Genomic DNA, 14,407 nt, shown 5'->3' with positions numbered 1-14,407 from the left:
GACCTCCTCGGCGGCGGTGGCGTCTTGGGCACCACGACCCCTAGATTGGTGCGCCGGCACTCGCAGCCGGTCGGCTTAGCGGGACCAACCACGACGAGAGGCGGACCAGGGATGCGCGAAGACTTCCGGAATCGCATCCAGTCCGAGGCCGACAACGTGGCCAGGCTGTACCTTTTCGGCAGGGAGATCGGCCAGCCGGCTACCCTCGAGCAGAAGGCAGTCATCGAGAGTGTGGTCGCCGCGGACTACGACGGGCGTACGCTCATCGAGCTGCTCCAGAACGGTCACGACGCCCATCCCGGCGACCGCACCGACGGGGCGCTGGAGTTCGTTCTTCGCGAGGGCGAAGGCCCCTGGGGCGTGCTGTACGTGGCAAACGGCGGGCGGCCGATCCGGCATGAAGATTTCGAGGCCATGTGCCGGGTCGCCATGTCGAGCAAGCGCCCCGACGAGGGCATCGGTAACAAGGGAGTGGGGTTCAAGAGCGTTCACCAGTTGGCGGATGCCCCGGAGATCTACAGCCGTGCCGACGCGGAATCGGAAACGTTCGACGGCTACTGCTTCAGGTTCGCCAAACCCGGCGACTTCGACGACCTCGCCGCGCGCGTCGCCGGGAACATGAGCGGTCTCGCGGAGGAACTTCGCGAGAATGTCGCCTCGCTGAAGGTCCCCGTGCCCCTCGGGCCCGCTCCGAGCCAGGTCGCCGACTTCGCAAGCCGCGGATTCGCCACTGTGATCCGGATGGAGCTTCGCTCCGCTGAGGCCCGCGAGCGCGCCCGCCAGCAACTCAACGAGATCACTTCCCAGGGCGTGCCGTTCCACATCTTCCTCCAGCGGGTGGGGACGGTGGTCGTCACCAGGGAGGACCGCGAGGGAAAGATCTCCAGTACGACGCTGCGGAAGCAGATCCTCGACAGCACCCGAGCCGGAGACGTGGTCGTCGAGGACGTGCTGCTGCAGTCTTCGCGGCGGTTCGTCATGCTGCGCCAGTTCGTGCCAGAGGAACTGGTGAAGGATGCCATCGCTCGAAGCCGCAGGGAAGGCCGGCTGAGCAGCGGCTGGGACAGCTGGCGCGGCGATGCGCAGGTGTGCGTGGCACTACCCCACGATGGCGACGTCGTGGCGGGCAGGCTGTACACGTTCCTTCCCATGGGCGAGGCAGCGGCCGCACCGCTGGCCGGCTTCGTCAACGCGCCGTTCTTCGCCCGGCTCGACCGCCGCACCCTCGATCTGGGCGTCGCCCTGAACGATCTGCTGCTCAACCAGGTCGCGCTGATGTGCGCACGCGTCATCGATCTGGCCTGCCGCGGTGAGATCGCGGTCTCGGCAACGCATCTGATCGACCTCACGGCCTGGAAGAGGGAGCACCTCGCCCGGATCGAGGACGCGTTCAAGCAGGTCGGCGACGACATCCGGGACGCCGCGTTCATTCCGTCGCTGGGCCGGGTACGGCGCACGAGCCTGCGTGATGCGCGCCTGTGGTCTGGCGAAGGCAGAACATTCACAGCCCACGCCGCTGCGTCAGCAGGGGTCGACCATCTCGTCGACCCCGCACTCGACGGGGCGCGTCAGCTGAGGCTCAGAAAACTCGCGGAGTGGCTCGGCTTGTCGATCGACGCCCGGGAAGAAGAAGTCGCCGCGTGGGCAGAGCGCTACGCCGACGTGCTCACCCAGGAACCCCTCGATACCAACGCATGGGCGGACTTCTACGACGACCTGTCCGCCATCTTCAACGATGGTTCGGTCCTGGCAGGACGAACTATCATCCTGGCCGATGATGGCCGACTCGCTCGAGCCGAGTCACGCAGCGACGACCTGGCCGTCTTCTTCTCGCCCCAGCAACGCGCCGACTCATGGAGCCCTGCGCTGGTTCCGAAGATGCCGGCGGCCATCACGTCCCGGCTTGTGTTCGCGCACCGGGCCGTTCCATGGCGAGGCGACGACCCTGCCCGCAAGCGCCGTCCCGGCCGCGCGTGGCTTGAAGAGCATGGCCTCGTGCGCGAGTTCCGCACTGAGACCGTGCTCGATCTCGTCGGAGCGGCGATGCGAGCACTGCCCGCATCCGAATCTGAACAGCTACGGGAACTGCTGATGTTCGCGTTCGCTGTATGGCGCCGCGCGTCACGCGAGGTCACCGCAGACGCTGTCGCCGGTGCACGGCTGCTGGTCCCCGCCGGCGACACGTGGATGCCGGCGGAGCAGGCGCACTTCGGACCGGGCTGGAACGGGCCCGCCCGCGACCTTGACGACCTGCTCGCGCGGTTCCTGCGCAGAGCCGCAGACCACTCACCGGCGCTCAAGGAACTGGCCGAGCGGACGCTGAACCGGCCCAAGACCCTGCATCTCGACGACCCTGACGGGGTCGAACGGTTACGACTGTTCCTTGAGCACGCAGGAGTCCGGCACGGACTGACGCCTGTGTTCCTCCCTCGCCAGCACTTCATTCTGCCCGGCAGCCAGCTGGCGTTACCACGCACAGCGCCGAACCTGCCGATCAGCGTCCCGACTGAGCAGCAGAAAGCCTGGCGCGGCGTTGCCGAGCGCTGGCCGAATCACCAGCCGGTGTTCACCTCCGTCCGGTACCAACCTGCCGATCACGTGGCGGTGCTGCCCGCACAGGACGACTACCACTGCTTCGACAGCGAAGCACGCCGCATGTTCGCCGAGCTGATCCTGCACGGCCTGGACCGGTGGCCCGATCACGCCATGGAGATCGAGTTCCGCAGGCAGCAGGAGACCGCCGCGACCTGGCCCAGCTTCCTGGCCGCATTCCTGGCTACGGCCGACTGGCTGCCGCAGACGACACCCGGCCAGCGCGATGACATCACCTTCCTGCCGGTCAGCAACTCGTGGTGGATCAGAACAGCCGAGACGCCAAGCTACCTGAGGGCACAGCCCGGCCACCTGCGCAGCCTGGCGACAGGCAAGGTTCTCGACCGCCTGCGCAAGATCGGCGTCCGGTTCTGGGACGACTCCAGCACGGCTCGCGACAGGCTCGTGGAGCTCACCGCACTTGTCGGCGCGCGCCCGCTGGACGCGCGCAGCCAGACCAGCCTGTCGGTCCGCAAAGCGTACGAAGCAGCCTGGAGCGACCTCGTCTCCGCCAGCACGCAGGAAAATCCGCTGCCGCACGACGTGATCGCCCACCGGTCGGGAACCCTGTTTGTCGCACTGCTCGGTGACGGGGCGGAGACCGTTTACGTACCCGACCGGGCCGGCGTCGTCCAGGAACGCCTGCTGCGCCAGGCCCCGATCCCCGTGCTTGCACTGCGCGACATCAACCTGTCTGAGAACGTGTACCACCTGCTCGACACGACCGGCGCAGGCAACCTGCGCCGTACCAGCGACGCCCGCGTCGACATCACCGTCGATGGTCAAAGCCCGCACGACAAGCATCGGCGGCCGCTGCTAGCGGCCACCGGCCAGTGGGTGACCACTGTGGTGCTCGCAGCGATGGAGTTCCACCACGCCATGCCCACCGTGTCAGATGCGCAGCTGACCCGCGCCGCGCAGCGGCTGGCAGCCGCGACACTGACCACCGCCACCGATCTCGACACCACCGTCGACGGTCACCAGGTGACCGACCTACGACCATTCCGGTCGTTCCTGCTGGAAGGCGACATACCCCAGCTGATCGTCGCGGGCGCGGCGGACACCTCGGCCTGGTCGGTGCTCCAGGCGGCCAGCTCCGCGATCTGCGAGCTGGTAGGCGCACCCCACCTGGTCGAGACGCTGCGGCTAGCCTTCATCGACCTACAGCAGCGGTGCTCCGGCGCCATCGACCCGTCACTCGACGACATAGCGGCCGTACTGGGGGTCTCCACACAGGAACTCAACGCTCTGACCGACCATCACACGTCATGGCGCGCGCGCATTCCCCGCCTCGTGCCCGTACTCGCTCTGGTGGACGCACGGGCCGCCGAGCAGCTGCAGGGCGTGGCGGACACGCTCGACAGTCTCGACGACCTGCGCAACTGGCTCACCGACCAGCTGACAAACACGCCGCATACGCCCGCGAAGCTGCTCATGATGGCCGACGAGTCGGACGTGCGAGGTGCGGCGCGCGAGCTCGGCGTCGACCACGCGTCCATGAACGCCGCGCTGGCCGCCCTGGGCCTGCCCCGGCTACACAACCACGAGGGCCACGCCCGCCAGCTCGCGGCTTACCTCCAGCAGCACGCCAGCGACATCCACCGCCGGATCAGGGACGCCTTCCTGCACGCATACCAGGCCGGCGAGCCGCTGCAGCGCTACGTCGAGTTGCTGGGACTCGCCGGGCTCGAGCCGGAGGCCGCCTGGCTGGACCAGCACTGGGATCTGCCCGACAGCCTGCTCGGCGAGCATGTCGAGCTGTGGCTGCAGCAAACGGTTCCCCATCCGACCACCCGGACCGAGCTGCCCGCCGTCGAGCAGATGCGGGAGTCGAACCGCAGGCAACTCGGCCGGATCCTCAACGAGCTGGCACAGCTGACCGATGCATGGATGCGGCACACAGGCATCGGCCAGGAGCACACACCAGCCGACCCTGCGGCGGTATCCGACGCAATGACGGCAGCAGGCGTGCTGGACTTCGAGCGCATGTCGACGGACACCGTCATCGGCTGGCTGCGGGCGCACGAGCAGTGGCCGGCCGCCATGCCACCGACGGCAGCCCTGACCGACCTGGGCCTGACCCGCCAGGATCTCCTCGACGCTCGGCAAAGACTCCACCAGACCGCCACCCGGGATCACAGACCAGTACACGTGACCCTCGACGACCGCGAATACTCACTGGCGCCAAGCGACCTCATGACCTTCGTAGACGCCGTCCGTGACGGGATGACCGAGCAGCTCCTCAACACCCCGGCGTCGCCGATCGCCGCCACCCCGCTGGATCTGACCCGGCCGTCGGCACGGGGGACCGGCATTGCACGCTGGACCGCGACCACTGACGCCGTGCGGCCCGAAGTCACTAGAAACATCGGGCTGGCGGGGGAGATCATCGCCGGTCAGTGGTTGCAGCACCAGTTCGGCGTGCCGCCACACGACAGCTGGGTATCGGGCAACCGCAACCAGGTACTCGGCGACGGACAGGGCAACGACGCACTCGGCTACGACTTCCACATCAACGCCAGCGATCGAACGTTGTTGTTCGAGGTGAAAGCCACCACCGGAGACCAGCCGCAGTTCGTGCTCGGCGAGAGCGAAGTCCGGCGGGCGCAGAACCTCGCACCCGGCGAAGAGTACGTCATCGTATTCATCAGCCATGTCCTGGACTCGGGCCGACGACGTATCATCCCGCTGCCGAACCCGATGGGCGCCGGCGGCCTTGGCTACTACCGGGTCGTCGGCAGCTCCCTTCGGCTCCAGTTCACACTCGAAGCCGCACCAGTGGCACCGTTCCAGGCCGACCCTGCCGCTACCAGCTGATCACATCGACGGTGGCAGCGTCCGTTCGCGGACATGTCCACGAACGGACGGACCCGACGGGGAGGGCTCGGTGCCTACCGTTGGCCAGGGCCGCCCCGGCGGTGGCTTCGCACGAACGTGTGGCTGTCGGTCAGCGGCCGGTCGACGACTTGCGCGCTGCGCCGGCCGGGCCTCGTGGTAGAGCTCGATCTGCTCGTCGGAGGCGACCGCGCCCTCCGGCAGGCGCCGCACGAACGGGGTAACGGTGTGCACGGTGTGATGGTGCTGCCAGGCGTGCAGGACCTGCCGCCGGACCTCGGGATCCAGGTTCCTCACCCGCGGCTTATAGTGCAGCAGCTCAACGTGCTCCGACGGGACACGAGTGCACCTCCGTGGACTACCGCGGCAGGCTCCTGCGAAGCCGCAGCTAGACGAGAGCGATGCGACGCGGCAGGCTTCAAGCCATCAGGATTACGCGCCGCTGACCGCCTCCGGCCGTTGCCCACGAGATGGTCAGACTTTGAGAGGAAGTGCCGTGACGCGAGAGTCGGCTGGCGGGGCCGCAGGTGCTGGCGGCGTCCGAAATGAATGCCGCTGGCTGGCATGGGCCCTGGCTCACCTCCTGAGCGAGAGCCCGCTGCCCGGATGGGCAGGCGGCCGCGTGATCGACGCCGCGGGGGCCCAATCCGAGCGTGCAGCCGACGACTTCGCGGCCGTGACCTCGGATAGGGCATGGATCATGGGCCAAGCGAAAACCGTGATCAAAATCGACTCACGCAAAGGCAGCCCACTGGCGGAATCCCTCCAGCAAGTCGTCGAAGCCTACTTCACGAAGGTGCCCGCAGACGGCGCCGGAACCATGCGCGATATCCAACCAGCCCACGACCGGGTTCTGATCTTGGCAGGCCCGCAGTCACCAGCCAGCATCAACGACACACTCGGCCCGCTGATGGACCGCCTGCACGGCTGGGCTGCTCAAGTGCCCTTGGCCGAGGCGTTGAGAAACGAGCCCGAAGAGAAAGCATTTCGCTACGTCCGCGAACACCTCACGCGCGCTTGGAGGCAGATCAGAAGCGCGGACCCGACCGACGAAGAGCTACGTGCCCTGCTGCGCTTGACCGGTGTGCGCTCGCTGGACCTCGATGCAGGCCGAGACCTCGCCGACGTGTGCGCGGCGCTGAGAGCTATCTGTGAAGAGAACCTGGTCGACGACGTCTGGCGTGAGCTACAGATCCTGGCGCAACAGTACGACGCAGAGCGGCAGATGGTCGATCGGCCAGCGCTACTCAGACGTGTACAACAGAAGATCGCGCTCGAGCCGCTGGCAAGATTTCGGCGGAGCATCGCACTTGTAAAGTCGCTGACCGAGGCAAACCTGCGCAACCTGGGGCGGGGAGTGGTGCTATCGGTACCAGAAGGCACGGTGACCCTCGAACGGGCACTACTTAACGATCTTGAAAGCGTCGCCGGCAACCTGGCACTAATCGGGGATGCGGGCGCCGGCAAAACTTCGATCTTGCACCGCTTCGCGGTGCAACTGCGAACCGCCGGACACGATGTCGTTGTCCTGCGAGCCGAAGACCTCTCATCGGCATCCCGTGACAACCTCAACCTCGACTTTCCGCTGCATCGCGTACTGGCGGAGTGGCCAGGAACTGCTCCCGGCTATCTGCTCGTTGACGGCCTTGACCAGGTAAGCGGTGAAGACCTGTCGCCATGGCTGAGCGCCGTCATCGACGGCCTGGATGGCAGCCGCTGGCGCACCATAACCACGATTCGGGAGTTCGACCTCCGCAACAGCATCCCATGGAAGACGGTCTTTCGCGGCCTCGCCCCCGACGTGACCCGCAGCGCCCCGGGCCTGGAAGACGTCCGCCACATGCACGTCGGCAACCTCACAGACGACGAACTCGCTCCTATTGCTGCGACCAGCCCGACCCTGGCAGCACTGCTCAACACAGCTGATCCACGGCTGAACAACCTGCTACGAAACCCGTTCAACCTCAGCCTCGCCGCGACGCTGCTCAGCGCCCCGGAGCCGCCCGACTTCACCCAGATCAGCCACCGAGTACAGCTACTTGATCAATACTGGCAAAGCCGCGTCATCGGCCGAGGCAAAGCAGGCCTCCGCACCAGCGTCACAAAAGACCTGGTCCATGGCATGCTCGCCGCTCGAAGCCAGACGCTCGATCCGATGACACTCGAATCGGTACCCGACGACGACGTAGTGGAAAGCCTCCACCGAGAAGGACTGCTGCGATCGATACCAGCAGGACCGGGCCACCCCATGCCACTGATCGAGTTCAGTCATCCGGTGCTCTTCGACTGGGCCGTCGCACTCCTCGCGCTCGGCCCAACAACAGAACCCCGCTCCCTGATCACCGCGCTCAACAACGATCCTGACCTGGTACTCACTGTCCGTCCCAGCATCGAATATCGCCTCGTCACAATCTGGCACCACACGCAAACGCGAGAGGCGTTCTGGGACGCGGCACTCACTCTCGGCGCCACGCACCCCCTCGCCGCAGCCAGCGCGGCCAAGCAGGCCGCCGAACTCGTCCGGACCCCAGCCGACACCACCGCACTCGAACTCGCCTGCACCGCCACCGAGACGCACTCCGCAGGCTGGCAACCAACGCACGCCCGCACCCTGTTGCTGCTGACCACGCGCTACATAAGCCTGTCCGCGCGTACCGAACCCATGACCGAACTCGCCGATATGATCGCCCGCGTAGCCCAGCGCGCCAAGGCCACCGCCAACATCAACCTCGCCGATCTATGTCTGCACGCCTGTCTCCGCGCGAATCTAGCCGCAAAGATCAACGCAGCCACACCAGGCCTGACCTCGTGGACGACAGCAATCTGCGACAGCCTCACCGCAGGCATGACAGACCCGGTCGCATCAGCGTCCACCTACATTCCGCGAGCCGGCGGCCAGCTCCTCGCCGCTGTCACACCGCATCACCCGGCGGCGGTAGAGCCGATCCTGCTCAGAGCACTGCAGCCGCAGATCACTAACCACTGGGGACCTGAGCTCCTGCTCCCGCTCGCCGACCGCTTCAGCGACATCGCGCACGCTGCCCCTCGACTTGCTACAGCCATAGCCCACTCGGCGTGGCGCCATGACGGTCAACCGGGCGTAAACGGCAACCGGAACATCAACGACAGCGCAAGCCAGCAGATCCTCCACAGCGCGCAGTATGTGATCGCAGATCGATTTGCCGCCCTGCTATCCAAGGCGCCGGCTGACGCGATCCGCACGATCGCCCACATCCTCAACGCCAGCGAGCCGCACTCCACCGACCAACATCCAGCTCCGCCCAAGCTGCAGTACCCAGGCGTCATGTTCATAGGAGCGCCTGACGGCACCGACCTTAAACTCGCCACGATGCTCGCAGCCTGCCTGGCCGGCGAGCCTGTGGCGACGGGACACCCCGGCCAGGTCCTAACCCCGGAGCGGCCACTCACCGAGACCGAACTCGCCGACGCCGTCCAGATCCTCATCAACGAACTACACAACGCAGAGGCATGGCAGAAGGTCCTTCACACCGGTGCCGTCGCGAGCACTCCACGTCTAGCCTTCGCCCTTGCGCCAGCTCTCACCTCGCCTAACCTCTTCACCCATCCGGTCACCTGGATGATCGCGACCTACGTAGCCCTACGGATCGTGGCCGACATCGAACCAGCGACTCGACGCAAGATTTTCACAGCCGTCGCCGGTCTCGTCTCCGACCGTGGCTCTGCATCAGTACAGGAAGATCCTTCAGCCCACCTCCGGGAACGGGCGAGCACAATCCGCCGCGAACTACAAGCGCGGCTCGACGGTCAACCGTCGGGTCTTCCCGCCACCCCTGAAGACCCATCAGACACATTCCGGATGATCTTCTTCGAATCTAGCAGGCCAGAGGTGGGATCACCGGCGTACCTCGACCAGCAAATCCAGGAAGGCCACCAGCTCCTAACCAGCTCAGAGCCGGCAAAGAGCCAAGCCGGCGAATCCCAGCTCCTAGGCATCTGGGAGAAGTTGCGTGAAAATTCCGACTCGTCCGGCGTCGATGGACAACGGTTGACCCTAGCCCTACGCCTGGTCAAGGTCCCTGTAGTCACGCCCGACTCGGCCATCGGGCGGGAGATATACGACGTGCTGACTACTGCGATTGTTGCGCAACCGACTGCTACACCCACCGCGAACCAAGATCTGGATGAGGGCGAGGGCTACTACCCCTCGCCCAAGACACGTGCTGTGGAAGGAATCGTCGGGCTTCTGGACCGGCCCGAGTGGGCAGCTACCCATGGCACCCAAATACGGGACCTACTCCGCCCGCTCACCGCAGACCAAGACCGCGGCCCCCGCTACATCTCCACCGGCGCAATGTACTTGATCCACCCGGACATCGCGGAACTCGTTGCCGCCGTCGAAGGCCGTCTACGCGTCGAAACCTGGAGGCCGATCAGAGCGTCCCTGCTGAGCCAGCTCTGGTACACCCACCCGAACGACCCACAGCGGATCGACGATGTGATCGCTAGGCTCGCCGGCATCCCGAGCTGGAAGTTCCTCACCGCGGATCAAGACGACGAAGTGGATCTCAAGGGCACCGAACGCCAACTCTGCCTCAGTATGCTTGCGAGTCTCGCCTGCCATCGCCGCACATCGTTCGCATCAGCGCGCTGCGCAGCCTGGCTCGCGTCGCCGTGTACGTATCCCCGCACGGCCAGCGTGATCGTCAGATCATTCGGCAACCTTCTTAATCCAGCCGATCCGAGCTACGGCACCGCTCAGGTTGAGGCATTCCGCCTGCTCAGCAGCCTGACGGCAACTGCGACAAGCCAGCTAACGACCAGCACACCCGAAGACGCAGCTTCGGTACGCAGTGTTCTAGGCGAGGTCGCCATGCAGTTGTACTTCGCCAGCGGGGCAACAGACAAACAGGTAGGCCGCGAAGTAGCCCGCGGTTCCGACGACAGCTTCGCCCATCTAGCCCTGCCGATCCTGCAAAAGGTTGGCGGTGTGAACGACAGCCGCATCGCCCACTACATCATGCAAACTATCGACCATCTTCGTATGGGCCATGCCGCTGAAGCCATCACCATCATGGGCAACGTAGTCGGCGCCAACCCGCTCTACGCTTCCGAGTACCAGGGCATGAACGACGTCAAGATCCTTATAACACATTTGATCACCGAGCAAAGTTCCGCCGTCCTCGGCCACCCTCGCGGCCTGACTACCGTACGCGCCGTGCTCGAGCAACTCGTAGAGAAGGGCTGGGACCAGGCGATAGACCTCTACGACAGCCTCACCGACCTGAGCATGAAATGGACACCAGGTCACAGCTGGTGATCAAGTACGTGAGCGCTCCGACGCCTGCTGCGGCAACCGAAAGCGTCGAAGGGTACCGCCTTGCTGCAGGAGCGCCGCTCGATCCGCGGCACGAGCGGGCCTGCGCCCGATACGTGTAGGCCACCAGCCGGTCTTAGATCCCGTTAAATAGCCAGGTCAGCGGGCTGGTCGCCGGTTGAGGTGGGGCCGTACGCGAGTCTGTTTCGGTGTGTCGGGCTGATGAGGGTGGGGCCTTCAGGTATGGCTTTGGTTGTCTACGCCAAGCCCTCCCGAAGGCCCCACAGTGTCTTTCTACCTGGTCTGCGGCCAGGCCGATGCCGCACCCCCGACACCGGAGGCAGAACACCTGCCCACCGGCCGCGTACGCCGCTATCCGTCGGACACCACCGACGCCGAGTGGCGGGTCATGGCCCGTTACGTGCCCGCCGGCGGGGCCGGCCGCGCGGTGTCCTACCCGCGCCGCGACGTCGTCGACGCGATCCGCTACCTGGCCCACAACGGCTGCGTCTGGCGGGCGTTGCCGGTCGATTTCCCGCCCTGGCCGACCGTCTACCACTACTTCCGCACCTGGACCCGCGACGGCACCCTCACCCGCCTGCACGCCGGCCTGCGCGAACAGGTCCGCACCGCCGAAGGCCGCAACGCCCAGCCGTCCGCGGCACTGATCGACTCGCAGTCGGTGCGCACCGCCGAGACCGTCGCCCGCGCCCAGCGCAGCTTCGACGCCGGGAAGAAGGTGAACGGACGCAAGCGGCACATCGCCGTCGACACCACGGGACTACTGCTTGTCGTGCTCGTCACCGCCGCCGGAGTTCAGGACCGCGACGGCGGACGCGTTCTGCTCTGGGCGCTACGCACCTGCTTCCAGCGCGTCACCATGATCTGGGCCGACGCCGGCTACCAGGGCCACCTCGTCGACTGGGCCGCCAAGTGTCTGGGCATCACGGTCGCTATCGTCCGCAAGCTCGCCGGCCAGGTCGGCTTCCAGGTCCTGCACCGCAGATGGGTCGTTGAGCGCACCCTGTCCTGGATCACCCGCTGTCGATGCACCGTCCGCGACTACGAACGTCAGCCCGAACACCACGCCGCGATGGTTCAGTGGGCCATGGTCATCATCATGACCCGACGCCTGGCCCGCCGCAGCCAAGCCCGTCGCCCCAAACCACGCCCACTATCCGCTGACCTCGCTATTTAACGGGTACTAAACTCCGCGCATGAACCCGGCAGATCTGTTCGTCCAGAAGCAAGATTCCAGTTGGGCGATGAACGGTGAGCCGTGGTCGGTGCCGCATGCCTTCGACACCGACTTGGTCGAGCACCTTCGCCAGGCAAGCGCTGACGGCGTAAGCGACGTGGACGCCGCATATGCGCTGGCGCAGCTCGGGCAACAAGAGCTGACCGCCTACGGCACGGACGGCGGCGAGCGCCTCAGCAACGACGAGATGTCGCTGCTGCTGCGAAGCCTTCGGTCGGTTCTGCGCCGACTCGGGATCCAGTTCGATCCGCCATTTCGGGACTTCCAGGGCTTCCGCGGATACTGGTCTGCCAACAACATGTCAGGCGGCGGCGGTTGGGGCGCTAGGCGGGGATACGTAAACGCCCTATTCACACCGGTCCTCTCCAGCCTGGAAGTGCTGGAAGACGCCAGCGTCAGGTCAGCCCAACTCGTTGGCGTGGATGGCGAGGTCAAGAACATCATCTTCGCCTCCACCGGGCCGAAGCCCGACATCGTGTTCCGAGACGCGCTCAGCAACGTCATCGAGATCGTCGCCAACGGCGAATTCTGCCTGTTCTATAACCGCCCCCTCACCGACGTCGGTCTCGACTGGGGAACGTTGACGTCTTGGTGGCGAACAGAACATGCCTCCACTGATGCGACCGACGAGCAGGTAAAGACGAGCCTCTACCGGCGCCTGCGGGAATCGCTCGGCGACAACAAGCCCGAACTGCTCCTGTTCGACAGCTACTACCGCCGATTTCGGGGACGACAAGCAGCGACGCAGCCCGCTTTGCTGCCGCAGGTCTACCTGCACTACGACCCTGCGCGGCAGAACAGCCGTGTCCCAGAGAATCGGCCTCTGTACCGGCAGCGGCTGGACTTCCTTCTTTTGCTGCCAGGCGGAGTGCGGATAGTCCTTGAGGTCGATGGCAAGCAGCACTATGCCGTCGGTGATGTGGCTTCGCCGAAGAACTACAGCGAGATGATGGCCGAAGACCGGGCATTGCGACTGGCCGGCTACGAGATCTACCGCTTCGGTGGATACGAACTTGTGGCACCAGAGGCTCATATAATGCTCGGGCAGTTCTTCGACAGCCTCGCAACACGGCATCAGCTTCCGTGACAGCTTGCGAGGTACCTCCCTTGTGGCGCCGCCGGTCACTCAAGGTCGATGATCCGTGCGGCCTGCTGTGCCACCTCCGACCGGTCAGTTGCGTTCAACACCCCGAACTCGGCTTCCATCTGACGACGGAGGTCGTCCGGCAGCCGGATATCGGCCCCCGCGTTGTAGAAGAACACGTATCGGCGTCCGTGATCGCGATGGTGGAGCACGCCGATGGCCACTGTTGCCGACGACGGTTCCGCCCCTGCGGCCAGGGCGTTCTCGTGCCGCAGCGTGCCGTAGGCGGCAACTTGTGCCATGAACCAGTCGCCGGCTGGCCGGTCGTCGGCGTCATACTCATATAGAAACGCCAGCCGGGTTCCCCGACCGCTCGGACCTAGGGCAACGAAACTGCGCCGGGAACGGGACGCGCACATCTCCAGGTACGTCTGACGCATCTTAGCCCCGAGGTGGACTCGCACGATTGCGGGGACACGGTCAAGTTCCTCGACGATCCGTAGGTACTGCTGGGCGTGCCAGCCCGTCGCGCCCTCGGGGTCAGCAAGGCGCTCGATCAGGTCCTCGAACAGTGCCGCATCCCTGGCCTCGGCACCGTCGATCGGGTAGGGCGGCAAGACCGGCAACGACGTCAACGAGCCGGGGGCGCGCAGGTCGGCAGCGGCCAGAGCACGGTAGCGGTCCTGTTCGCAGCCGAGGTCGACCTCGACGCGGCTGTCGATGGCGCGCCGGACGTAGCTGATCACCTGCGACGTGGACCGCAGCCAGCGGTGCAGGTTACGCCAATCGTGCAGCGAGATGTAAAGCGTCTTGGGCTCTGCCGGAAGCGCGACCTGGGGATTGCTGGGATGGCCCACGATGATCACGGCCGGCCACGTCGACGCGTTCGGGAGAAGTCGCTCGAATCCGCGCAGCGACCGGACCTGGACATGGCCGTCGCAGATCGACCGGCGGGTCCCGTCGGCCTGGCGTACGGCGTCGGCGGCGGTCTTGGCGCACCACGACTGGGCCTTCTGCACAGAGTCGCGCTTCGCCGCCTCCGGATCACGGCTCTTGACCTGCAGGATCAATCCGTCGCCGCCAGCCACGAGCAGGCCATCGCTGATCTCACGTAGACCGCTGCCCTTCTTAACCACCGCCGGCTGATAGACGAAGTCGCGGACGCCGAGGTCGCCCGCCAGTTGGCGGGCGTAGTCCTCTGCCTGATGTCCGGGAGTCTCAGTGGTCACCGGACCATCGTCGTGGCCGACGACTGCAGTCGCGAGGAGATTTCCGCCGACACGCCCGACTCACGCACCACGCCCTCGAGCGATGACGTTGACCCGAGGGGCGTTCGCAATTG

At 65.8% G+C, this 14,407-nt stretch carries 5 protein-coding genes; 4 read left to right on the top strand and 1 reads right to left on the bottom strand.

The window, feature by feature from the left end; all coding sequences use genetic code 11:
- Nucleotides 1-111: 111 nt before the first annotated feature.
- The 4 genes from QEZ54_RS20575 (at nt 112) to QEZ54_RS20560 (ending at nt 13,068) form a co-directional block, all read left to right on the top strand.
- Complete coding sequence (locus QEZ54_RS20575; protein WP_281306296.1) at nt 112-5,409, top strand: DUF3883 domain-containing protein; 5,298 nt, start codon at nt 112-114, stop codon at nt 5,407-5,409.
- A gap of 640 nt (nt 5,410-6,049) precedes the next feature.
- Nucleotides 6,050-10,726 (top strand): hypothetical protein, encoded by a 4,677-nt coding sequence (locus QEZ54_RS20570; RefSeq protein ID WP_281306295.1) that lies wholly within the window; start codon nt 6,050-6,052, stop codon nt 10,724-10,726.
- Nucleotides 10,727-11,072: 346 nt separating this feature from the next.
- Entirely contained in the window at nt 11,073-11,921 is an 849-nt protein-coding gene (locus tag QEZ54_RS20565; protein WP_281306340.1) for an IS5 family transposase, read from the top strand.
- 19 nt (nt 11,922-11,940) lie between these two features.
- Nucleotides 11,941-13,068: a hypothetical protein gene (locus tag QEZ54_RS20560; protein WP_281306294.1), complete on the top strand. Its 1,128-nt coding sequence runs from the start codon at nt 11,941-11,943 to the stop codon at nt 13,066-13,068.
- Between the two features lie 35 nt (nt 13,069-13,103).
- On the opposite strand, the gene QEZ54_RS20555 is transcribed toward QEZ54_RS20560, so the two are convergent.
- A complete protein-coding gene (locus QEZ54_RS20555) occupies nt 13,104-14,294 on the bottom strand; it encodes a hypothetical protein (protein ID WP_281306293.1) in 1,191 nt (396 codons plus the stop codon).
- Between the last annotated feature and the right edge of the window lie 113 nt (nt 14,295-14,407).

This window comes from Catellatospora sp. KI3 (assembly GCF_029948125.1).
In the GTDB taxonomy this organism is placed as follows: domain Bacteria; phylum Actinomycetota; class Actinomycetes; order Mycobacteriales; family Micromonosporaceae; genus Catellatospora.
Note: the sequence above shows the minus strand (reverse complement) of the source record. Positions and strands in the feature narration are given on the sequence as shown.